Below are 23,750 nucleotides of genomic sequence, written 5' to 3'. Positions count from 1 at the left end.
AAGTCATGCTATTTAGCAGTATTGTATTTTTATTTACGTTTTTACCGATCATATTGATCTTGTATTATCTTGTTCCGGGAAAGTTCAAGAATCCGGTGCTTCTTGCGGGAAGTCTTGTTTTCTACGCATGGGGGGAGCCGTTCTATATTTTTCTCATGATACTTTCTATTTTGTTTAACTATATCAGCGGACTAGATATTGCAAGACATCTGAACAACAGGCATGAGGCAAGGAAGAGCCTCATTTTTAATGTTGCCGTAAATCTGTGTATTCTTGGATTTTTCAAATACGAAGGTTTTGTGCTCGACAGTATCAATTCCGTGCTGCCGGTCGACATACCTTACCGGGAGCTGGCGCTTCCGATCGGCATTTCCTTTTACACATTCCAGACATTGTCCTATATAATCGATGTATACAGAGGAAATGTGAGAGTGCAGAGGAACCTCCTGGATTTTGCCTTGTATGTAAGTATGTTTCCTCAGCTGATCGCGGGGCCGATCGTAAAATATGCAGACATACAGCGGCAGCTCCGTATCCGACAGGAATCCTGGGGCAAGTTTGGAGACGGGGCGCTGTACTTTATCAGGGGCCTTGCCAAAAAAGTGCTGATCGCGAATACTACCGGCATGATATTTACGAAAGTGACTTCCCTCGGAGCCGCGGATACTTCGGTGCTCACGGCGTGGCTTGGATGTGCCGCTTATACGTTCCAGATATACTTTGATTTCAGTGGTTATTCAGATATGGCGCTCGGGCTCGGTAAGATGTTTGGCTTCCAGTTTCTGAAGAACTTTGACTATCCTTATATATCGAAAAGTATAACGGAATTCTGGCGCAGATGGCATATATCTTTGAGCACATGGTTCAAAGAATACGTCTATATACCGCTCGGGGGAAACCGTGCCGGCACAGGGAAGCATGTGCGCAATATACTTGTCGTGTGGCTGCTCACCGGGCTCTGGCACGGCGCGAGCTGGAACTTTGTCGTGTGGGGCCTGTACTATGGTATACTGCTCCTCGCCGAAAAATATCTCCTGTACCGTGTGCTTGAAAGGCTGCCCGGTTTTCTGAGGCATGTTTACAGCATTGTGCTCGTCATGGTCGGCTGGGTGTTTTTCTTCAGCCCTACGCTTGGGAGCGCTGTTCAGTATCTGAAGCTTATGTTCGGAGGCGGCAGCGGACTGGCCGATAAGGAGGGGTTCTATCTGCTTGTGACGAACCTTGTACTGTGGGCTGCTGCGGTCATCGGCTCAACTCCGGCTGTCCATGATCTGTATGAACGTTTTGTATACGGGTCCGGGAAGAACAGGATCGCCGTCAACTGTACTGTGTACGGGATCTTGTTCCTTTTGTGCATTGCGTATCTCGTGACGGAGACATATAATCCATTTTTATACTTTAGGTTTTAGGAGCAGGAAATGAAGCAGAAATCAGATAGAAGAAAAAGAAAAGTGCAAATAAAAAAAGCGGCCGCGCTGCTGTTTCTGGCCATGCTCGCCGTTATCTGCCTCGTGAATCTTGTGCACAGAGACAAGGAGTTCTCACAGAAAGAGAACCGTATGCTGGAACAGAAGCCTGCGTTTACCCTGTCCGGCGTCACAGGCGGCCGGTATATGAAACAGTATGAGTCGTATAAATCAGACCAGTTTGCCGCGAGGGATCTCTGGGTGTCGCTGAAAACAAATGTAGATCTACTTATGGGCAGGCGGGATTCCAACGGCGTGTTCAAAGGAAAGAAAAACTATCTGCTGGAAGACATTGCAAAGCCCAATGAAGAGCAGCTTGAGGAAAATATCGAGGCGATCAGGGCGTTTGAGCAGTCTTATGTGGATATTCCCGTCTACTTTGCTCTTGTCCCGAATGCAGCCAATGTCATGTCGGACAAGCTGCCGGCTCTGGCAGAGACAGAGGCACAGGAAAAGCAGTTTGAAAATATACGGAAGGAACTGGGCGGCAAGATCAACTGGGTCGATGTTCAGAAGGTGTTGAAGAAACACCGGAATGAGGATATCTACTATCACACAGACCATCACTGGACAACACTCGGGGCAAGCTACGCATATGAAGAGCTCGCCAAGGCCATGGGGCTTGATACTGCCAATGGTCCAAAGTGGGAAAAATATACGGTGAGCAATGACTTTAACGGTACGCTGTCGGCCACGAGCGGATATGAGCAGGGCTACAGAGAGCCGATACACATTTATGTGCCAGAGAAGGGGGAAAAATCACCGGACATTGTCCTCAATTATGTGGATGAACAGAAAAAAACAGCCAGTCTCTATGACGCTTCAAAGCTGAAGGAAAAAGACCAGTATGCCATGTTCCTCGGCGGCAATCACGCGGTGATCGACCTCAAGACGACTGCGGCTTCTACAGAACGCCTGCTGCTTGTCAAAGATTCTTATGCGAATTGTCTCGTCCCCTTCTTGACGCCGTTCTTCAGGGAGATTATAATTATTGACCCAAGGTATTATTATGGAGATATCCATCAGGTGATGGAAGAAAATAAGATCACAGATATATTGTTTTTGTATAACGGTAACACATTTGTGGAAGATAACAGTATAAGCGGAGTGCTGAAAAATAATGAGACTGAATAAATTCTTAAGTGAGGCGGGCGTCTGTTCCAGGCGGGAGGCCGACAGACTGATCGAAGAAGGCCGCGTGACTGTGGACGGGAAAAAGGCCGTACCGGGCATGCAGGTGGATCCCTCAAGCGAGGTGCGCGTCGGAAAAAAACGCATTAGAAGTAAAGACAAAAAGACGGTACTGGCGGTGCATAAGCCCGCCGGTATCGTATGTACAGAAGATAAGCGGGTAAAGAACAATATTATCCGCTTTTTAAAATATCCGGAGCGGATCACGTATGCAGGGCGGCTGGACAAAGAGTCCGAAGGGCTTCTCATCATGACGGACGACGGGGAACTGATCAATGGTATGATGCGCTCCAGATACGGGCATGAGAAGGAATATAAGGTATGGGTCAATAAACCGGTGACAGAGGAATTTGTAAACCGCATGTCGTCCGGTGTCCGGCTGGTCGACAAAGAGAAAGGGCTCGATGAAGTCACGAGACCGTGCGAGGTCAGACAGTGCGGGACTTATATATTTACGATCATTCTGACCCAGGGGCTGAACCGCCAGATCCGGAGAATGTGCGAGGCGCTCGGATATAAGGTGAAGCGTCTGGTTAGAATACGTATTATGAATATCGAACTGGGAAATTTGAAACCCGGTGCTTACCGAAAACTGACAGAGCAGGAGTTAAATGAATTATATGAGCAGACAGAAAAAGGCAAGAATGCAGGAACTGGTAGAACAGCTGAATAAGGCGGGGAAGGCCTATTATCAGGACGCGGAAGAGATCATGAGCAATTACGAGTATGACAGACTGTATGACGAACTCGTGTCATTGGAGAAAGAGCTTGGAATAACGCTGTCGGGCAGCCCGACGGCAAATGTAGGATATGAAGTCTTAAGTGAACTGCCCAAAGAGAGGCACGACAGTCCCATGCTGTCACTGGATAAGACAAAGGATGTGGAGGAACTTAAGAAGTTTGCCGGCGGCCAGAAAGTTATGATGTCGTGGAAGCTGGACGGTCTGACGATCGTACTCACATACCGTGACGGAACGTTGTATAAGGCGGTTACGAGAGGCAACGGGGAGGTGGGCGAAGTCATCACGAACAATGCCAGAGTGTTCAGGAACATTCCGCTCCAGATCGCCTACAAAGGAGAACTCATACTGCGGGGAGAAGCGGTCATCGGATATAAAGATTTTGAGAAGATCAACGGGGAGATAGAGGATGTGGACGCCAGATACAAAAATCCCCGCAATCTTTGCAGCGGCTCTGTACGCCAGTTGAACAACGAGATCACGGCAAAGCGCAATGTCAGGTTTTATGCGTTCACGCTCGTACAGGCAGACGGCGTTGATTTTCATAATTCCCGTGTCTGTCAGATGGAGTGGCTGAGAGAACAAGGATTTGAAGTGGTGGAATTCTGCGAAGTCACAAAGGATACGCTGGAGGCGGAAGTTATTAAATTTTCCGAAAAAATAGCGGAAAACGATTTTCCATCGGACGGACTTGTGTTAGTATATGATGATGTGGAATATGGACGCTCACTGGGGAGGACTTCCAAGTTTCCGAGAGATTCATTTGCATTTAAGTGGGCGGATGAGACGAAGGAGACAAAGCTTCTCGAGATCGAGTGGAGTCCATCCAGGACAGGACTGATCAATCCGGTAGCCATATTCGAGCCTGTAGAACTTGAAGGTACGACGGTCAGCAGGGCAAGCGTCCATAACCTGAGTATCATGGAGGAACTTGAACTCGGCGTGGGCGATGAGATAGAAGTATATAAGGCAAATATGATCATCCCCCAGATCGCGGAGAATCTCACAAGAAGCGGTGTGAAAGATATTCCTCTGCACTGTCCGGTGTGCGGCGGCGATACAGAGGTCAAACAGGTGAGCAACGCAAAGGCGCTGTACTGCATCAATCCGGACTGTCAGGCAAAGCATCTGAAGTCTTTCGCTCTGTTTGTGAGCAGAGACGCGCTGAATATTGAAGGATTATCTGAAGCAACACTGGAAAAATTCATCGCAAAGGGGTATATTAAAGAGTATGCAGATATTTTTCATCTGGAACGCTTCCAGGATGAGATAGAAAAAATGGAAGGGTTCGGGGAAAAATCATACCGCAATCTTATAGAAAGCATAGAGAAAGCAAGGACTACCACACTGCCCAAAGTGATCTACGGGCTTGGGATCGCCAACATCGGCCTGGCAAACGCAAAGATGATATGCAGTGAATTCGGCTGTGACACAGACAAAATGCTTGCCGCCGGACCGGAGGAATTAAGTGCAATCCAGGGCGTGGGAGGCGTGATCGCCGGAGCCTTTGTCGATTATTTTTCAGATGAAAGGCATGTGCGCATATTCCGCGACCTTTTAAAAGAACTCACGATACCGGCAGAGGAGACAGAACAGAAGGAGCAGAGATTCGCGGGCGTTAACTTTGTGATAACCGGGAGTGTGGAACACTTTGCAAACCGGGGCGAGATAAAGGAACTGATCGAGAACCTCGGCGGAAAGGTGACAGGTTCCGTGACTTCCAAAACAAATTACCTCATAAATAATGATGTGACATCCACATCATCCAAAAATAAGAAAGCCAATGAACTGGGAATTCCCATCATATCTGAAAAAGATTTCCTGGAAATGCTCGGTGAAAGTCAGGGCTGACAGAAAGAAGGGAAAAAATGTCTGATAAAGATAAGAAAAATGAACCGAACGAGACAGAGATAGAAAAAGTGGACGGTACCGACGTCGAAGTGGAAGAGACGAAAAAAGAGGACGATGAGTACGAAAAAGTCTGCTTTATCTGCCATCGTCCGGAGAGCACCGCGGGCAAGATGATAGAGCTGCCGAACAATATATCGGTGTGCAGCGACTGTATGCAGAAGAGCTTTGACGCCATGAGCAACGGTCAGATCGACTACAGCCAGCTTATGAACATGCCGGGCGTCCAGGTGTTCAACATGGCCGATATGGAGCAGCAGAATATTCCGAAACAGCAGAAGATCAAGAAGAAAAAAGAGGGGGAGGACAAAAAGCCCCTGATCGATATCAGAGAGATTCCGGCGCCCCACAGGATAAAGGCGAGCCTGGACGAGTATGTGGTAGGACAGGAGTACGCCAAGAAGGTCATGTCTGTCGGGGTGTATAATCATTATAAAAGAGTGGCAACGGATACGATGGATGACATAGAGATAGAGAAATCCAATATGCTCATGATCGGACCTACCGGTTCCGGCAAGACATATCTTGTAAAGACGCTGGCGCGGCTTCTCGATGTGCCGCTGGCGATCACGGACGCCACCTCCCTTACAGAGGCGGGCTACATAGGGGACGATATCGAAAGTGTCGTATCCAAGCTTCTGGCGGCTGCGGACAACGACGTGGAGAAGGCGGAGCAGGGTATTATTTTTATCGATGAGATCGACAAGATTGCCAAGAAAAAGAACACGAGCCAGCGGGACGTAAGCGGTGAGTCTGTCCAGCAGGGAATGCTCAAACTTCTCGAGGGAAGCGACGTGGAAGTGCCGGTCGGCGCGAACAGCAAAAACGCCATGGTGCCGCTTACGACGGTGAACACGAGAAATATATTATTCATATGCGGAGGGGCATTTCCGGATCTGGAAGGTATTATAAAAGAACGTCTGACGAAGCAGTCTTCCATCGGATTCGGGGCGGATCTGAAAGACAAATATGACCACGACAAGACGATCCTTGAGAAGGTTACCGTGGAAGATCTTCGCAACTTCGGGATGATACCGGAGTTTATCGGCCGTCTTCCGATCATATTTACGCTGCGTGGGCTGGATCAGGATATGCTCGTCAAGATATTAAAAGAGCCGAAGAACGCGATACTGAAGCAGTATCAGAAGCTGCTTGCGCTGGATGAGGTGAAGCTGGATTTTGATGAGGGAGCTTTGCAGGCCATTGCGGGAAAAGCGATGGAAAAAGATACCGGAGCAAGGGCGCTGCGTGCCATTATCGAAGAATTTATGCTTGATATCATGTATGAGATTCCGAAGGATGACAATATCGGAGAAGTGACGATCACAAAAGAATACATAGAAGGAACGGGAGGACCTGTCATCATGCTCAGAGGACAGGAAGCCATGAGGTTGAGATAATGAATAGTTATAGTTATTTACTGGATCTGGCAGTTATTTTATTGTGTACAAAACTTCTGGGGCTGGCGACAAGGAAGGTACAGATGCCTCAGGTCGTGGGGGCGCTGCTTGCGGGACTTCTGCTCGGGCCGGCGGTGGCCGGAGTGCTCACGGAGACGAGTTTTATCCATGAGGTTGCCGAGATCGGCGTGATCGTTCTCATGTTCTGCGCAGGTCTTGAGACCGATATACAGGAGCTTAAAGCGAGCGGAAAGGCTTCTTTCGTCATTGCGCTGTGCGGCGTGCTCGTGCCGCTTGCGGGAGGGTTCGGACTGGCATACTTTTTCAACAGGCCGGACATGATTGCGTCTGATGCCGATGCCAGCATTTTTCTCCAGAATATCTTTATAGGGATCATACTGACAGCCACCTCCGTCAGCATCACGGTTGAGACGCTCAAGGAGATGGGGAAGCTTAAGACACGTTCCGGGAATGCCATTCTCGGAGCGGCCATCATCGACGATATACTCGGTATTATTGCACTGACGGTTGTTACGAGTATGGCCGACCCTTCTGTACATATTGGGACAGTCATGCTGAAGATCGCCGGCTTTTTCGTATTCTCCGGCGTGGCCGGCTTTATCTTCTATAAGGTGTACAAGGCGTGGACGGAAGGCGCGTCCAGAGGACTGCACAGACATGTCATCATCGCGTTTGTGTTCTGCCTTCTCATGGCGTATATCGCGGAAGAATACTTTGGAGTGGCCGATATCACCGGTGCGTTTATTGCGGGCCTGATCATATCCAATACGGAGCGGTCTGTGTTTATCCAGACGAAGTTTGATACGCTTTCCTATATGCTGCTTTCTCCGGTGTTTTTTGCGAGTATCGGGCTGAAGGTCATACTTCCGAAGATGAGCGGTATGATCGTCGCCTTTTCCCTGCTGCTTATGCTCGTTGCGGTGCTGACAAAGATCGTCGGCTGCGGGCTCGGAGCCAAAGCATGCGGCTATAAGCCATATCAGTGCAGGCGGATAGGCGTCGGCATGATATCACGGGGCGAGGTTGCCCTGATCGTGGCGAGCAAAGGTTCTGCCATGGGACTTATGAGTTCCGCCTTCCTCGGCCCTGTCGTGATCATGGTTGTATTTACGACCATCATCACGCCGATCCTTTTGAAGATCATCTTCAAGAAGGGGCCGGATCTTCCGGTAGCCAAGGAGAAGGAAGTCTCCAGTTACTATGAAGGCGCCTCCATACTGCGGGGGGAAGAAAAATAAAAAAGCGGTGTACATAGATGCATATTTTCCTCATATACTTTATTAAAAAGTATATGAGGATTTTTTATGGACAGAGAAACGTGCCAAGAACAGATACTATCCCAGGGGTACTGGGATTTTATTTTTCCCGGGTACCGCAGCCTCAGCGATATGGGGATTCAGGATGACCGGTATTGTATACAGAATATGGATTACGGATATAAAGCCATATACATAAACAGCGAAGGAATGGAACCTTTGAGTATTGAGAGGTACTGGTACAACTCTATCCCCAACTGCTACAGTCTCATTGATATGGAAGCGCTGAACCAGTCGGGCATCACCGCGGCCCAGAATTATCCCGCGCTGCAGCTGATGGGAGCAAATATAATGATCGGATTTGTGGACACCGGGATCGATTATAAGAATCCGATATTCCGCAATCTGGACGGCAGCACGCGCATCGCGGGAATCTGGGATCAGACGGTCCATGACGGTACGCCGCCTGAGGAATTTGCATACGGAAGTGAATACACGGAGGAAGCGATCAACGAAGCGCTCCGTTCAGAGACGCCAGAAGAGCTTGTTCCTACCGTGGACACAAACAGCCATGGTACATTTCTGGCCAGTGTGGCGGCAGGAGGGGCGGACGTGGAAAATCAGTTTCTCGGCGCGGCGCCCGAGTCTACCATCGCCGTTGTTAAGCTGAAAGAAGCGAAAGATTATCTGAAGGCGTTTTATTCCATTGATCCGGAGGCAGTCTGCTATCAGGAAAATGACATCATGCTCGGGCTCAGGTATTTGAGCACGCTGGCAGAGGAAAGAAACATGCCTCTTGTCATATGCATTGCCCTCGGTACGAACTTCGGGGGGCACAACAGCGCGACGCTTCTGTCGAGCATATTGAACAGTTACTCTATGACTATGGACAGAATCGTGGTGATCGGAAACGGAAATGAGGCGAACCAGCGGCATCATTTCTCCGGAAGATTTGAGGATATGGGAGAACGAAGAGAGGTCGAGATACGGGTGGGCGCGGGCGTAGGAGGCTTTGTGACAGAGCTGTGGACTTCTGTGCCGAATCTGATGACCATTTCCATCGTGTCACCTTCCGGCGAGCGGACGCCGGTCATCTCGGTCCGCCAGGGAAGCAGATACGTATATACGTTTACCTTTGACCAGACGATAGTTACGGCGGAATACAGGCTGCTGACAGAGAACAACGACTCACAGCTTATCTTTATGCGTTTTGACGGGCCGTCGGAGGGCATCTGGAGGATCGTTGTGCAGCCGCTCCAGCTTTCGGACGGTGTGTTCCATCTGTGGCTGCCTATGCAGGAATTTTTATCCGGAGAAGTATTTTTCCTGGAGGCTGACCCGGAGACGACCATCACAGAACCGGGCAGCACGGTCGGCGGTATGACAGTGGCCTACTATAACGGAACGGACAATAGTATTGATATTAATTCCGGGAGAGGGTATACTAGAAGTGGTATTATCAAGCCGGACTTTGCCGCTCCGGGAGTGGGCGTGACCGGCGCCGTACCGGGGGGCAGATTTACAAAGAGAACAGGTTCAAGCGTTGCCGCGGCCATAACTGCCGGCGCCTCCGCGCTTCTGGCAGAATGGGTGGTGAGAGAGCAGACGGTAAATCTTGGGGTAGGTACGAGCGAGATCAGAAATCTGTTCGTGCTCGGAGCACAGCAGAGGCCTTTACTGGAATATCCGAACCGGCAGTGGGGATACGGAACGCTGGATCTGTACCAGACACTTGACCGGCTGAGACGGCTGTGATGATAAGACAAAATGAAGGACAAAGGAGCGTCAGATATGGCAGATTTTTTTGAGGATTTAGGAAAGAGGATATCCGATGTGGCAAATGACATCGGAAAGAAGACAGAAGATACGCTGGAGATTCAGAGGCGTAAAAGTGATATCCGTACTCTGAGGCGGGCCAGCGAAAGAGATTTGATGGACATCGGCCGGATGATCTATGATAAATTTCAAAAGGGTGAGATCAATGATACAGACTGTATCACGCTCTGTGAGGAGATCGAGAAGCGCGATATACAGATAGAAAAACAGGAAGAAGAGATTTCAAGAATCAGAGGAGAAGTGTAGATGATCATACTGTCTGCAGGCATAGCGGCGCTCCTGTTTGGCGTGGATCTGCTGCTGAAGCAGTACGTGGAGGAGAACATGGACTGCGGGGAAGAAAAAGAGGCCGTCAAAGGTAAGGTCATACTGCGCAAAGTGTATAATAAAGGATTTATGCTGCATGCGCTGGAGAGATATCCATGGCTGGTCAGGGGATCGGCCGCCTTTTTAGGAGCAGTGCTTTTCATATATGATGTGCTGCTGTCCGGGAAAAAGGGGCGCCGCGTGGAGAAGGCCGGCACGGCCATATTCAGCGCGGGCGCATACAGCAATATATTTGACCGGCTCGTCAGAGGAAAGGTGATAGATTACATAGGATTCAAAAGCAAAAACGATTTTCTGTCCAGACTCACCGTGAATCTGGCAGATCTATGTATCGTGGCGGGACTGGCCGTTATGACTCTGGGGAAATTATTGACAGGGGCCGGGCCCCGTTCAAAAGGGGCGTGACCCCTGTGAGGTGCGTATGAAAAAAGGAAGGGTGTTCTGGTCGATCTTAAAGCGGACGAATACGGATAAGATCGCGGCCGGATTTGGGGTGTATTTTCTCGTCAGCGCGTTTTTTATCATGCTCGTGGAACCGGGGATTCACCGTTTTGGAGAATCGGTCTGGTACTGCTTCTCCGTGGTGACGACAATTGGATTCGGGGATTTTACGGCTGTGACGGTGCTGGGAAGGACCGCTTCCATTGTTCTTGGGATCTACGGAGTGATCGTCCTTGCCCTCATACCGGGCGTCGTAGCCAGCTATTATATGGAGGTCGTCAAGATCCGCGCCAGGGAAAGCGCGGAAGAATTTCTGTATAAGCTGGAACATCTCGAGGAGATGTCCAGGGAAGAGTTGAGGGAATTATCGGAGCAGGTAAAAAAGGTAAAGCTGAAAAAATAAAGAGTTCCGGGCGTTAATCCGCCCAGAACTCTTTTATTTGTCCGAGAATAATATTCATAAGCCTTGTTCTTGACTCTACACTGGCCCATGCCACATGGGGGGTGATAAAGAGCCTGCGGCTGTCTTTGATCCGCCGCAGCGGATTGCCGGGACTCATAGGCTCTGTGCGCAGGACATCCAGTCCTGCGGCCGCGATGTCACCGTTTTCCAGCGCGCTGCACAGGTCTTCTTCCACGACAATAGGGCCGCGCCCAAGGTTCAGAAAGATACAGCTTTTTTTCATCTTGCTCAATTTATCCGAATCAATGAGATTTTCTGTGTGTTCATTTAACGGGGCATGGACTGAAATGATATCTGAGCTTCGCAGAAGGGTGTCCATATCCGTCTGATGATAGCCCTCCTGGGGTGCGCTCCCCGATGGTGAGGCGTAGATCACTTCGGCCCCGAAAGCCTCTGCGATGGAGGCAACACGTCTTCCGATATTGCCAAGTCCTATGATCCCCCATGTCTTGCCGGATAACTCGTAAAACACTTCTTCAAAATGTGTGAATACGGTATCGTTTGTATAGCGGTCTTCTTTGACATAATCATCGTAGTAGCGCAGCTTTTCAAGCAGATAAAACAGCATGGCAAATGTGTGCTGTGCCACCGACTCTGTAGAATATCCGGCTACATTGCGCCACGCGATATTATGGCTGTCCAGATATTCTTTGTCCAGATTGTTTGTCCCCGTGGCGGTGACGCAGACGAGTTTCAGACGGCGGGCGTCACCGATGGTGGCTTTGTTGATCTGCACTTTGTTTATAATGATAACGTCTGCATCTTTTACCCGCTCAGGCACCTGTTCAGAAGTGGAAAAGGGATACTTCCTTACCGTTCCGAGCGCTTCAAATCCGGATAGGTCAATGTCATCGCCAATTGTCTTGGCGTCCAGAAATACAATATTCATATAAACCTCCTGTCAAATTGTAATACGTAACTGCCGGTGTCACAATAGTATCATGGAATCCGTCCATTTTCAACGGGCAGCCGGCTGTTATATCTGCGTAATTTTACTTGATATGGCAGAAACCAGCCGGTAATATATGGGAATCCACCGCGCGGTATCTGCCCGGATCACAGTTGTGTGATTCACGGGAAGGGCCATATATACAGGGGGTTCCACCGTTTTAACGTCTTACTTCATACGGCCCGTCCGGCCGGAACATAATAAAATCTTAAGGTGTATTAAGTTGCGGCGGCTTTAGCGTTATTGTATAATAATCACCATAAAAAGAAATGGTGATGGACAGATAAAGTTCATGAAATATACATGCGAAGAAGGGAAAGTCATGGCAAACAACAGAAGGAGAAGGCAGCAGGTGCGCAGACAGCTTGTTATTCTTGGCGGCTTTGTCGTATTGATCGCGGCGACGGTGATCGGGTTCAGCACACAACGTTCTAAAAAGGATGAGGCGCTGGCAGCGGCAAAGATAGAAGAAAAAGAAGAACAGAAGGATGAACAGAAAACAGAGCATAAAAATATAGAACCTGAGAAGGAGACGGCAGCAGAACGTCTCGCCCGTGTAAAGAAGCAGGCGTCGGCAGCCGGGTATCCGAAAGGCGTCATAGAACTGCTCAGTAAGAATGAGGAGACGGTTCAATTTGTAGAAGAATATGAAAAGAAAAAAGACGCGCCATACGCAGATAATATAGGCGCGGGATTTGTAAAGGGGCAGATACCACCGCTGCTTCAGTGGGACGAGCGGTGGGGATATGCGCCCTACGGTACGAGTATCATAGCTGTGAGCGGCTGTGGTCCGACGTGTCTTTCCATGGTGGTGAGCGGTCTCACGGGAGACTGGTCGGTCACCCCGGCGAAGGTTGCGGCCTACGGTACGGAGAATGGGTATGTGGATGAGGAAAACAATACGTACTGGCGTTTTATGGAAGAGGCGCCGGCGAACTGGAATGTGTCTGTGAAGGAACTTCCGCTTGTGGAACAGCAGATCGCGGCTGAACTTCAGGCAGGCCACCCGGTGATCTGCAGTGTGGGGCCGGGTGACTTTACGGATAACGGTCATTTTATCGTGCTCACAGGCTATAACAACGGTGAGGTGACGATAAATGACCCGTTCAGCCGGAAGAACAGCAGCCGCACATGGAAGTTCAGTGAGATTCAGGACCAGATCGCCGCTATGTGGGTATATTCATTGTAGTAACAGTATGAAGATCAGGATGAAACTTTGGAAATGATATCTGTCAGTGTCTTATACAGAAGTTCCTGGTCGATCGGTTTGGCAAGATGTCCGTTCATTCCCGCATCCCCCGCTTTTACGATATCCTCGTGGAAGGCGTCGGCAGTCATGGCTATAATGGGAATACTTGCTGCCCGCGGATGTCCGCAGCTTCGTATTGCTTCGGTGGCCCTGTATCCGTCCATGACCGGCATCTGTACATCCATAAGAATAAGGTCATAACGGTCCCCGTGCTCCAGAAACATATCGAACGCCTGTCTGCCGTCAGCGGCGCAGTCAACCATGACGCCCGTCATCTTAAGCAGTTCGGTGGCGATTTCACGGTTGAGTTCGTTGTCCTCCACGAGCAGGACGTGGCGGCCTGAAAGTCCGGGCCAGTGCTTTTCTATCCCGGAAGAAGGGAGCAAGATGATCTTTTTGGCCCCGGTAGTGGCAGACAGCAGAGTGTCATAGAGTGTGGAGGCAAAAACCGGTTTGGATAGAAAAGCGTCTGCACCTGCCTGGCGCGCATTTTTCTCGATGGAACTCCAGTCATAGGCAGTTATGATAACGATAGTCGTATCCGGATCTGCCAGTTCACGGATGCGCCGTGTCACTTCTATGCCGTTCATATCCGGCATCTTAAGGTCGATCAGACATACGTCATAGTCTGAGCCGTCCATATGGGCGCGCCGGACGCTTTCCAGACATTCCTGGCCGGTCAGCACCCAGTCAGACTCGATCCCAAGATTCTTCAGCATGAGAGCCGTGTAAATACAACTGTCTTTATCGTCATCAGTCACGAGCACCTTGAGGGATTCCACAGTCTGTCTCATCTGCGGCAGCTCGCTGCTCCTGCCGTCAGGCAGATCGAAGTCAAGTTCAACGATGAAAGTGCTGCCTTTTCCAGGCTCGCTTCTGACGGAAACAGTTCCGCCCATCAGTGTGACGAGATTCTTCGTTATCGGCATGCCAAGACCGGTCCCCCCTGCTGATCGTCCTGTAGCTGTACTCTCCTGCTCAAAAGGTGTAAACAGATGTTTCATGAATTCCTGGCTCATTCCGATGCCGGTATCGCTCACGGTGAAGCGCAGCCGGACGCGGCCGGCCTTTTTCTGGAGCTGCCGGATCTCAAGACGGACGGCGCCGCCTTCCGGTGTGAACTTAAGGGCGTTGGACAACAGATTAATGAGCACCTGGTTCAGCCGCAGCGCATCGCCTGTCAACACAGTGTCGGTAATGTCCACAAGCGGCACTGAAAATTTCAGACCCTTGGCGTCTGCCTGGGGATATATAATGGCAGTGATAGATTCCGTCACGTTCTGCAGGTCGAATGTTTCATGTGCTATTTTCATCTTGCCGGCGTCTATTTTGGACATGTCCAGCACATCGTTGATCAGCGTCATCAGATGTTTGGAAGAAGATGCGATCTTTTCCAGACAGTCGGCGACGCGCTGCCTGTCGTTTATATTAGCCGCAGCGATAGTCGTCATGCCTGTTATGGCATTCATCGGCGTGCGGATCTCATGGGACATCCGGGAGAGAAAGTCTGCTTTTGCCTGGTTTGCATGTTCTGCGACAGACAGGGCATCTCTGAGGGCGTCTGCCTGTTCTGTCAGTTTTTTCTGCATCTGACGCAGTTCTGTGATATCGGTGATATCAATAAAGATCGCCAGATATATCGGGCATCCTTCCTGCCAGTCAACGCAGGAGGCATTGACCTGCAGCCACAGCATCTGACCCGTCCGGCTCTGCACTTTCATAACAAAATGAGCAGGCTTGCCTGACAGAAAGTTTTCACGCTGTGACAGAATGACATCCAGATTCTTTGTGATATTTTCCTTATGTAGTGAGTTGTCACTGTCCTGACCGGCTCCAAAATATTCCATAAACCGGGAATTACCCTCCAGAAGAGTCAGGTTGAGATGGGGGTCGATTCTGTATTTTGCCACAAAGCCGGGCAGGCTTTCATAGGTGACAGACTGCTCTTTCTGCATACGCACTACATCGTCTATATTGGTCATAACGGTATAGGCGACCTGATGCCCGTCTATATACTCATCAGAGAATTGAGTAGAAAGCTGTATCCAGATATAATCTCCGTTTTTCCTCCGGAACCGTGAGAGAAGTTTATATCCTTTTTCCCCGGCTGCGATAGCGTTATAAACTACATTTGTAAGTTCCTGCCATTCCTTTGGATCCTTCTTATAGTACAGGTCAGGACGGTTGTGAAATGTGGTCTCGTATTCTTCTTTTGACCAGCCTGTGAATTCATAGTAAAATTCATTGGCCCAGACAAGCGTAAAATGTTCATCCAGCAGATGCTTGCTCACGCTGACACCTAAAAGCCGCATAAGTGTGCTGTACTCATAATCAGCCGGAGTAAAATTTGTCTTGCTGCCTTCTGAGAAGATTTCATTCCCCTGATCTGTCATTTTAAAAAGTCCTCCTAATGTATTGTATTTTCCATCACAACCTTGTTCATGTTATCTTCTTTAAAGCATAGCATATCACCTGATGATTCTCAATGGACTTATAGTATTTTATTTGGAAAAATGATAAAATAATACTTACTATATACAAAGGAGAGACAACAGAGTTGAAAGAGGGCACACAATTTTCTAATCTGATATATGAATACTTTTTTCTGCGTTTTCGGTTCGGATATTACCGATACGGCGATACGCTGCCCGCCATCGACATACTGTGCCATGAATTTAATGTCAGCGACCAGACCGTCAAGGCTGCTTTGCGCCGGCTGCGGGCGGAGGGCTATATCTCGATGCGCAACGGGCAGGCGACGAAAGTTATCTTTCAGCAGAGTAAGGAGGAGTTCGGCGATTTCGCAGTACATTTTTATTCCGAGCGGTGGGAAGCATTTTTTGATCTCTATGAATCATCTGAGCTTATACTTGTTCCCATAATGATGGAAGGAATGCGCCGGATGGTCCCTGAAGATTTTCAGTATGTCCGTAAGCTTGCAAAGCGGGCTTTTGCCGAGGATCTGATGCAGTTTTTCCGTTATATACTGCAGAAGGCAGAGAATCCTCTGGCGCTGAATCTTTTTTGGGAAATCACATTGTTCTGGGGATTCCCGTTTGCCAGGATGAAACAGTGTCAGTTCTGCTATGACGCGGAACTGGTCCGTCAGAGAATGAACACACTCCTTGCGGCGGCGCAGGAAAAAAAGTGGGATATTGTGCGGAATTCTCTTATTGAATATCAGAGAGGCGACGTCAGCCGGGTGGCCGCCTATCTGGAACCGGTCGTCCGGCACAGGCCCGGGAAGGAACAGGTCTCTTTTGTGTGGAGGATCTACCGCGAACGTCCTCAGCTCTGCTGCAGTCTGGCGATCCGTATATTATATGAGATCTATATGGGAGAGTTCAGAGAGCGGGAATACCTTCCTTCCTATGAAAAGATGGCTCAGAGATTCAATGTGTCGCTCAGCACGGTGCGCCGGACCATCAATGTGTTGAACCAGGTAGGAGCCGCAGAGTCTGTCAATGGGGTCGGGACCCGCATCTTTTCCATGGGGAAGCGCTGCCGGGAACCTGACCTGTCAAGTCTGGCCGTACGGCAGAATCTTGCCCTTTTCTTCCAGTCTTTTGAATTGCTCATCTATTCCTGCGAGGAGGTACTCGGCAGACTTCTTGTGGAGATGAGGCAAAGTGAGAGAGAAGAACTGCTTGACTGTCTGGAGGAAAACAGGAATACAGGTCAGTGCGCAAAGTCGCTCTGGCACATGCTGATCTGGACGGCGCGGTATAGTACGTTATCGAGCGTGAGAGAAATATATGCCAGGATATTCGGCCTGTTTCTCTGGGGCTATCCTCTGCGGGGGTCGAAGAATGAGACAACGGAACTGGAACTGGCAGATGTACAGCTTACAGATGCGCTCATACAGGCGCTCAGGGAGGGAGAGTACGCCCGCTGCGCAGTCCTCGTCAAGGAAAAACTCTTAAAAGAATTTCCAATGGTGGAAGTTTATCTGCGCCGGAACAAAATATACGAGGGGGAACTGCGGTCATCCATCTCTATCCGCCTTATGCTCACGGATGTAAAAAAAGATTTATGAAAAAGGTACGGAAAAGATTGTGAAGTATTAAAAAATGAAGCTTCACAATTTTTTTATAATTCAATTAGCACTCGAGGCTTGACAGTGCTGACAATATTTGTTATAGTACGAATAGAACAAATAAAGAACTACGCAGGTGAGGAGGTAGTCACTATGAATATAAATAAATTTACGCAGAAGTCACTTCAGGCTGTGCAGGACTGCGAGCGCACTGCAATGGAGTACGGCAATCAGGAGATCGAGCAGGAGCACCTGCTCTATGCGCTGCTCGTGCAGGATGACAGTCTCATACTGAAACTGATGGAAAAGATGGGTGTAGAGAAGACCGTCTTTATCAACCGTGTGGAGGAAGGACTCCGCAAGCGCACGAAGGTGCAGGGCGGTCAGGCTTTTGTCGGCCAGGATCTCAACAAAGCGCTCATTCATGCAGAAGATGAGGCAAAGCAGATGGGGGATGAGTATGTGTCTGTTGAGCACCTGTTCCTCTCTCTTCTGAAATATCCGAACAAAGAATTGAAGGTGATCTTCCGGGAGCTCGGAATAAAGAGGGATCTGTTTCTTCAGGCGCTTGCAACAGTGAGAGGAAGCCAGAAAGTCACGAGCGATAACCCGGAGGCAACGTATGACACGCTGAATAAATATGGCTCTGATCTGGTGGAACGGGCCAGAGACCAGAAGCTGGACCCGGTGATCGGCAGAGATTCGGAGATTCGCAATCTTGTCCGCATTCTGTCCCGGAAGACAAAAAACAACCCCGTGCTTATCGGAGAGCCGGGAGTCGGCAAGACGGCGGTTGTGGAGGGGCTGGCGCAGCGTATCGTGAGGGGAGATGTCCCGGAGGCGCTGAAGGATAAGACGATATTTTCGCTGGACATGGGCGCTCTTGTGGCCGGCGCCAAATACCGCGGTGAGTTTGAGGAACGTCTGAAAGCAGTGCTGGAGGAAGTGAAGAACAGCGACGGGAAGATCATACTGTTCATCGATGAGCTGCACACGATCGTAGGCGCGGGAAAGACAGACGGAGCTATGGACGCCGGAAATATGCTGAAGCCGATGCTTGCAAGAGGCGAGCTTCACTGTATCGGCGCCACCACACTGGACGAATACCGCCAGTATATAGAAAAAGACGCGGCTCTGGAGCGGCGTTTCCAGCCGGTACTCGTAGATGAGCCGACGGTGGAAGACGCCATATCCATCCTCCGCGGATTAAAAGAGAGATATGAAGTGTTCCACGGAGTAAAGATCACAGACGGAGCCCTCGTGGCGGCAGCCACGCTCTCTGACCGGTATATCTCGGACCGTTTTCTCCCGGACAAGGCGATCGATCTTGTGGATGAGGCATGTGCGCTTATCAAGACGGAGCTGGATTCCATGCCGGCGGAACTGGATGAACTGCAGCGGAAGATCATGCAGCTGGAGATTGAAGAGGCGGCGCTAAAGAAAGAGGAGGACCGCCTGAGTAAAGACAGGCTTGGACACCTTCAGCAGGAGCTTGCGGAGCTTCGGGAACAATTTGCGGGAAAGAAAGCGCAGTGGGACAATGAGAAGGTCAAAGTAGAGCGGGTACAGAAGGTGCGCGAAGAGATAGAGCAGGTGAACAAGGAGATCCAGAAGGCACAACAGTCCTATGATCTGGAAAAGGCCGCGGAGCTTCAGTACGGAAGGCTGCCGCAGCTTAAAAAGCAGCTGGAGGAGGAAGAGGGCAAAATAAAAGATGAGGAGAGATCCCTCGTCCATGAAAGTGTGACCGACGAAGAGATCGCAAGGATCGTGTCAAGATGGACCGGCATTCCGGTCGCAAGGCTGAACGAAAGCGAGCGGAGCAAGACGCTTCATCTGGCAGATGAGCTTCACAGGCGTGTCATCGGACAGGAAGAAGGGGTGGAGCTTGTCACAGAGGCGATCATCCGTTCCAAAGCCGGGATCAAAGACCCGGGAAAACCGATAGGCTCTTTCCTTTTCCTCGGCCCGACAGGCGTCGGCAAGACGGAGCTGGCCAAGGCGCTGGCAGAAAGCCTCTTTGACGACGAGAACAATATGGTGCGTATCGACATGAGTGAATATATGGAGAAGTATTCCGTATCCAGACTGATCGGAGCGCCTCCGGGATATGTCGGTTATGACGAGGGCGGCCAGCTCACGGAGGCAGTCAGGAGGAAACCGTATTCGGTCGTGCTCTTTGACGAGGTGGAAAAAGCGCATCCGGATGTGTTTAATGTACTGCTTCAGGTGCTGGACGACGGGCGGATCACAGATTCCCAGGGACGCACGGTGGACTTTAAAAATACCATTCTTATTATGACGTCCAATATTGGTTCGGCATACCTGCTGGACGGAATCGATGAAGCCGGCAATATAAGCCAGGAGAGCCAGAATGCGGTGATGGACGACTTAAGGGCACATTTCAGGCCGGAGTTCCTGAACCGGCTGGATGAAATGATAATGTTCAAGCCGCTGACAAAGGAAAATATCTACGCCATCATAGATTTATTGACGGAAGATGTAAATAAACGGCTTGCGGACAAGGAGATATCGATCTCTCTTACCGAGGCTGCAAAGAATATGGTCGTTGAGGGCGGTTATGATCCTACCTACGGGGCAAGGCCCCTGAAACGGTACCTTCAGAAGAATGTGGAGACACTGGCCGCTAAGCTGATGCTTCAGGGAGACATCGGGGCGGGGGAGACCATCGTGATCGATGTGGAAAACGGGAAACTTGCGGCAGGCGCCCGGAAGAATCTCTTGTAAACGTATGTTCTGCATGCTAGAATAAAAGCAGCACAGGAGGAAGCGGTTTCTCAGGAGGTTGGGGCATGCGTCGTATCGTATTTCATATAGATGTAAATTCAGCTTATTTGAGCTGGACGGCTGTAGAACAATTAAAAAATGGAGCAGAGACAGACATCAGGACCATACCGGCTATTATCGGCGGGAACCAGGAGTCCCGCCACGGTGTGGTACTGGCAAAGTCGCTGCCTGCAAAAAAGTTCGGCATTCGGACGGGAGAACCTGTCGCGAATGCCTTTCGCAAGTGCGCAAGTCTGCACATGGAGCCGCCGGATCATAAGCTGTATCATGAGTACAGCAGCCAGATGATGACATTTCTTCGGACATATACGCCGGATATAGAGCAGGTGAGCGTTGACGAGTGTTATATGGATTTTACAGGGATATCCGGAAGATTTACGTCCCCTGTCTCAGGCGCGCTGGAGATAAAGAACAGAATATATGAGAAGTTCGGTTTCACAGTCAATATCGGGATATCTACGAATAAGCTTCTTGCCAAGATGGCTTCTGATTTTGAGAAGCCGGACAAAGTGCACACATTATTCCCAGAAGAGATAAAGGTAAAGATGTGGCCGCTCCCGGTGTGGGAGCTGTACATGGCGGGGCAGTCAAGCGTTGAGACGCTCCAGAAGCTGGAGATACGCAGCATCGGAGACTTGGCCCAGGCAGATCCGGAGATCCTTGAGCTTCATCTGAAGAGCCACGGCAGAAAACTGTGGGAGTTTGCCAACGGTATCGACAACTCGGAAGTGATAACAGAAAAGGTGGAGGCGAAAGGGATCGGTAATTCCACGACGCTTTCAAAGGATGCCGTGACGGAGGAAGAGGCGAAAAAGGTGCTCCTCGGTCTTGCGGAGAGCGTGGGGGCAAGACTGCGCGAAGCAGAACAGAAGGCGGGTATGCTGAGCGTGGAGATAAAATATTATAACTTTGAGACGGCCTCCCATCAGAGACAGATCCCAAAGCCGACCAACAGCGATACGGTCATCTATCACACAGCGGTGGAGCTGTTCCGGGAACTGTGGACAAAAGTACCGATCCGTCTGCTTGGTATACGCAGCTCCAAGCTTGTGAAACAGGATGAACCCGAGCAGATGACGATCTTTGATATCCCTGTGAGCAGCAGTAAAGAGACGGATGCTGCCAGAGACGAGAAGCAGAAGAAGCTTGACAGGGCGCTGGATGAGATCAAAAAAAAGTATGGCAGGGACGTGGTCAGGCGGGGAAGGTTTCTGGAAGCTGCTCACGACAAGGAACAGGGAGATAACGAAACGCATTGAATAATGCAGAGAATGGTGTTGACAAAAAAATAATCTGTAGATATACTTATAAGCATAAGAGCAGCTGCGAATTATATATTTATAGTTTGTGGCTGCCTTTTTGTGTGTAAAATCAGGCTGTCCAAACTTTTAGGACAGACGTAAAAGATAAAAACAGGGAAAGAGAGGTAAATGAAGATGAAAAAAATTAACTGGAAAGAAACCGGGATCGATATTCTAGTGGATATTGCGGCAGGCATGGTAATCGCCATAGGCGTATATAATTTTGCTCTGAACGCCAACTTCCCCGTGGCCGGTTTCTCCGGCATCGCAATTGTCATGTACCATCTGCTCGGGCTGCCGGTCGGCGCAGGTACGATCATACTGAATATACCGGTGGCGATTTTCTGCTATAAGTTTTTGGGACGCAATTTCTTCCTGAAGTCGCTGAAATCTATGATCATATCTTCTTTTCTGATGGACTATGTGGCGCCGTACCTGCCCGTATATGAGGGCAGCAGACTGCTGGCCGCGCTCTGCATGGGAGTGCTGTGCGGCATCGGCTACGCCATGATATTTATGCGCGGCTCATCGACGGGAGGGCAGGATTTTATCAGCGTGGCGATCAAGAAAGTGAGACCGCACATGACACTTGGCATCATAACCTTCGCGCTTGACATACTGACGATCATTCTCGGAAGTGTGCTCGTCTTCAAGGATGTTGACGGTCTTATATACGGCATTATCGTGACCTATCTGATGGCCATTGTGATGGACAGGATCATGTACGGGATCGACGAGGGCAAGATGACGTTTATTGTCACAGAGCACGGGGAGGACGTGGCAGAACAGATCGACGAATACTCGGGAAGAGGCTCCACCATCCTGAAGGGTATGGGAAGTTATTCCAAGAAAAAGAAAGATGTCGTTATGTGCGCGTGCAATAACAAGCAGATGTACACGATCAAAAAAATGGTGCACAATATAGATCCGCAGGCATTTACGATCATAATGGAATCAAATGAGGTGGTCGGCGAAGGATTTAAAGAAGAGATCAAAGAATTGTAATATGGCATTCATCGACAGAATAACAAAAACCGGCGGTCCGCAGCCGCCGGTTTTTGTTAAATGCTTCAGATTCCTGCAGCATAAAGCTTAACGAGCTCCATGATAATATCCACGCTCTTGTCCATACCTTCTACAGTGATATGTTCGTACGGGCCGTGATAGGCATGTCCGCCGGTACCGAGATTCGGACACGGAAGTCCCTTAAAACTGAGCTGGCAGCCGTCTGTGCCTCCGCGGATCGGTAAGATGAGCGGCTTTACACCGGCCCTCTCACAAGCCGTTTTTGCATTGTCTATAAGATGCATACATCCGTTTATGATCTCGGCCATATTCTTGTACTGCTCTGTGATCGTCAGTTTGACCGTGCCTTCCCCCCATTTTTCGTTCATGTTCTTTTCGATAAGACGGAGCGTATGTTTGCGCGCCTCAAAGAATTCTTTGTTATGATCCCTGACGATATAGTTAAGCTGCGCCTCCCCGCACTCGCCGGACATGCTCATGAGATGGTAGAAGCCTTCATAATCTTCGGTGCCCCTCGGCGTCTCCATGCCTGGAAGAAGTGAATTGATCTCCATGGCCAAAAGGCTTGCGTTGATCATCGTATCCTTGCTGGAGCCAGGGTGTACATTGAATCCTCTGATATCAAACCGCGCTTTGCACGCGTTGAAGTTCTCATACTGGATCTCGCCCTCAGTGTCGCCGTCCAGCGTATATGCATATTCAGCGCCGAAGTCCTCTACATTAAAGTGTGCGGCGCCGGTTCCGATCTCCTCGTCCGGAGTGAAGGCGACGCTGACCGGTCCGTGCGGTATATTCTCATCCCGCAGGCGCTCGGCCATCGTCAGGATCTCTGCGATGCCCGCCTTGTCGTCCGCTCCGAGAATGGTAGTGCCGTCGGTCGTGATAAGCGTGCGTCCCTTCAGGCCCTTCAGGTGGCTGAATGTATCTGAGCTCAGTACGCGGCCGCTTTCCCCAAGTACGAGATCTTTACCGTCATAATTCTCTGTGATGACAGGTTTGATCTCATGGCCGCAGAAATCAGATACGGTATCCATGTGAGCGATAAAACCGATGGCAGTCTTGTCCTCATATCCCGGGGTGGCCGGTATTTTTCCATATAGATAGCACTGGCTGTCCGTATGAACGCCGGTAAGCCCCAGCGCTTTCATCTCTTCTTCCAGCATTTTTGCCAGATCAAACTGGCACTGTGAGGATGGCACAGTCTCACTGTTCTCATCGCTCGGCGTACGTACTGCCACGTACTTTAACAGTCGTTCATAAGCTTTCAAAGTTTCATTCCCCTTTCAATATTCTGACTTCATTGTACCGCATATGAGACGGGAAATCCACCCT

Annotated in this window: 18 protein-coding genes; 15 read left to right on the top strand and 3 right to left on the bottom strand. The window is 49.8% G+C overall.

Going from position 1 to position 23,750, the window contains the following annotated elements:
- The first annotated feature begins 5 nt into the window (after positions 1-5).
- The 10 genes from LAJLEIBI_RS13550 (at position 6) to LAJLEIBI_RS13505 (ending at position 10,989) form a co-directional block, all read left to right on the top strand.
- The gene (locus LAJLEIBI_RS13550; RefSeq protein ID WP_006442673.1) at positions 6-1,409 is read left to right on the top strand and encodes an MBOAT family O-acyltransferase; all 1,404 of its coding nucleotides are present in this window, start codon (positions 6-8) and stop codon (positions 1,407-1,409) included.
- Between the two features lie 42 nt (positions 1,410-1,451).
- Positions 1,452-2,600 (top strand): DHHW family protein, encoded by a 1,149-nt coding sequence (locus LAJLEIBI_RS13545; RefSeq protein ID WP_243133306.1) that lies wholly within the window; start codon positions 1,452-1,454, stop codon positions 2,598-2,600.
- Positions 2,587-3,330, top strand: coding sequence for a pseudouridine synthase (locus LAJLEIBI_RS13540; protein WP_006442671.1), 744 nt, complete (start codon positions 2,587-2,589; stop codon positions 3,328-3,330). Before LAJLEIBI_RS13545 ends, LAJLEIBI_RS13540 begins: the two co-directional genes overlap by 14 nt.
- Positions 3,278-5,248 (top strand): NAD-dependent DNA ligase LigA, encoded by a 1,971-nt coding sequence (gene ligA / locus LAJLEIBI_RS13535; protein WP_040435461.1) that lies wholly within the window; start codon positions 3,278-3,280, stop codon positions 5,246-5,248. Before LAJLEIBI_RS13540 ends, ligA begins: the two co-directional genes overlap by 53 nt.
- 17 nt (positions 5,249-5,265) lie before the next feature.
- A complete protein-coding gene (gene clpX / locus LAJLEIBI_RS13530) occupies positions 5,266-6,705 on the top strand; it encodes an ATP-dependent Clp protease ATP-binding subunit ClpX (protein WP_006442669.1) in 1,440 nt (479 codons plus the stop codon).
- Positions 6,705-7,964 carry a cation:proton antiporter gene (locus LAJLEIBI_RS13525; RefSeq protein ID WP_006442668.1) on the top strand — a complete coding sequence of 420 codons (1,260 nt, stop codon included), beginning with the start codon at positions 6,705-6,707 and terminating at the stop codon, positions 7,962-7,964. The genes clpX and LAJLEIBI_RS13525 overlap by 1 nt, the downstream gene beginning before the upstream one ends.
- A gap of 66 nt (positions 7,965-8,030) precedes the next feature.
- The gene (locus LAJLEIBI_RS13520) at positions 8,031-9,737 is read left to right on the top strand and encodes a S8 family peptidase (protein WP_006442667.1); all 1,707 of its coding nucleotides are present in this window, start codon (positions 8,031-8,033) and stop codon (positions 9,735-9,737) included.
- A gap of 36 nt (positions 9,738-9,773) precedes the next feature.
- Complete coding sequence (locus tag LAJLEIBI_RS13515) at positions 9,774-10,064, top strand: hypothetical protein (protein WP_040434889.1); 291 nt, start codon at positions 9,774-9,776, stop codon at positions 10,062-10,064.
- On the top strand, positions 10,065-10,550 hold the full coding sequence (locus tag LAJLEIBI_RS13510; protein ID WP_006442665.1) for a signal peptidase II: 486 nt from the start codon (positions 10,065-10,067) through the stop codon (positions 10,548-10,550). It abuts the gene before it with no gap.
- 16 nt (positions 10,551-10,566) lie between these two features.
- Positions 10,567-10,989 (top strand): potassium channel family protein, encoded by a 423-nt coding sequence (locus tag LAJLEIBI_RS13505; RefSeq protein ID WP_006442664.1) that lies wholly within the window; start codon positions 10,567-10,569, stop codon positions 10,987-10,989.
- A gap of 13 nt (positions 10,990-11,002) precedes the next feature.
- Here LAJLEIBI_RS13505 and LAJLEIBI_RS13500 read toward each other — a convergent pair whose 3' ends face one another.
- Positions 11,003-11,938 carry a D-2-hydroxyacid dehydrogenase gene (locus LAJLEIBI_RS13500; protein WP_006442663.1) on the bottom strand — a complete coding sequence of 312 codons (936 nt, stop codon included), beginning with the start codon at positions 11,936-11,938 and terminating at the stop codon, positions 11,003-11,005.
- 382 nt (positions 11,939-12,320) lie between these two features.
- Here LAJLEIBI_RS13500 and LAJLEIBI_RS13495 point away from each other — a divergent pair, with 382 nt between their 5' ends.
- A complete protein-coding gene (locus tag LAJLEIBI_RS13495; protein WP_040434888.1) occupies positions 12,321-13,187 on the top strand; it encodes a C39 family peptidase in 867 nt (288 codons plus the stop codon).
- A 14-nt stretch (positions 13,188-13,201) separates the two neighbouring features.
- Here LAJLEIBI_RS13495 and LAJLEIBI_RS13490 read toward each other — a convergent pair whose 3' ends face one another.
- Positions 13,202-15,640, bottom strand: a complete 2,439-nt coding sequence (locus LAJLEIBI_RS13490; protein WP_006442661.1) for a response regulator — start codon at positions 15,638-15,640, stop codon at positions 13,202-13,204.
- Between the two features lie 164 nt (positions 15,641-15,804).
- Between LAJLEIBI_RS13490 and LAJLEIBI_RS13485 the strand changes: the two genes are divergently transcribed.
- The 4 genes from LAJLEIBI_RS13485 (at position 15,805) to LAJLEIBI_RS13470 (ending at position 22,397) form a co-directional block, all read left to right on the top strand.
- Positions 15,805-17,283 (top strand): GntR family transcriptional regulator, encoded by a 1,479-nt coding sequence (locus tag LAJLEIBI_RS13485; protein WP_006442659.1) that lies wholly within the window; start codon positions 15,805-15,807, stop codon positions 17,281-17,283.
- Between the two features lie 153 nt (positions 17,284-17,436).
- Entirely contained in the window at positions 17,437-20,031 is a 2,595-nt protein-coding gene (gene clpB, locus LAJLEIBI_RS13480) for an ATP-dependent chaperone ClpB (RefSeq protein WP_040434886.1), read from the top strand.
- A gap of 65 nt (positions 20,032-20,096) precedes the next feature.
- Positions 20,097-21,350 (top strand): Y-family DNA polymerase, encoded by a 1,254-nt coding sequence (locus LAJLEIBI_RS13475; RefSeq protein WP_006442657.1) that lies wholly within the window; start codon positions 20,097-20,099, stop codon positions 21,348-21,350.
- A 177-nt stretch (positions 21,351-21,527) separates the two neighbouring features.
- Positions 21,528-22,397 (top strand): YitT family protein, encoded by an 870-nt coding sequence (locus LAJLEIBI_RS13470; RefSeq protein ID WP_040435459.1) that lies wholly within the window; start codon positions 21,528-21,530, stop codon positions 22,395-22,397.
- Positions 22,398-22,462: 65 nt separating this feature from the next.
- Here LAJLEIBI_RS13470 and pepT read toward each other — a convergent pair whose 3' ends face one another.
- On the bottom strand, positions 22,463-23,686 hold the full coding sequence (gene pepT / locus LAJLEIBI_RS13465) for a peptidase T (protein WP_040434885.1): 1,224 nt from the start codon (positions 23,684-23,686) through the stop codon (positions 22,463-22,465).
- Positions 23,687-23,750: the final 64 nt, after the last annotated feature.

Origin of the sequence: [Clostridium] hylemonae DSM 15053 (assembly GCF_008281175.1) — a bacterium.
GTDB classification, from domain to species: Bacteria; Bacillota; Clostridia; order Lachnospirales; family Lachnospiraceae; genus Extibacter; species Extibacter hylemonae.
Note: the sequence above shows the minus strand (reverse complement) of the source record. Positions and strands in the feature narration are given on the sequence as shown.